The 301-nt window shown below is 65.1% G+C and carries 1 protein-coding gene; it reads left to right on the top strand.

Annotated elements, in window-relative coordinates; all coding sequences use genetic code 11:
- Nucleotides 1-2: 2 nt before the first annotated feature.
- Nucleotides 3-301, top strand: a 299-nt coding sequence (locus ACV229_RS40860) for an acetyl-coenzyme A synthetase N-terminal domain-containing protein (RefSeq protein WP_448088701.1), incomplete at its 3' end; no start/stop codon positions are given.

Genomic DNA, 301 nt, shown 5'->3' with positions numbered 1-301 from the left:
CGATTGAATCGGTTCTTCACGAAACCCGCCAGTTTGCGCCGCCCGAAGCGCTCGTGAAGGCGGCGGCCATTTCCGGCATGCAAGCCTATCGCGCGCTCGCCGCCGAGGCCGAAAGCGATTACGAAGGATTCTGGGCGCGCCACGCGCGCGAGACGCTCGCGTGGCACAAGCCGTTCACGACGGTGCTCGACGAGTCGAACGCGCCGTTCTACAAGTGGTTCGACGACGGCGAGCTGAACGCATCGTACAACTGCCTCGACCGTCACGTCGAAGCCGGCAACGGCGAGCGCGTCGCGGTGAT

The sequence above is a fragment of the Burkholderia sp. MR1-5-21 genome, from assembly GCF_053427715.1.
The sequence above is the reverse complement of the archived record's forward strand: the minus strand, read 5'-3'. Positions and strand labels throughout refer to the sequence as shown.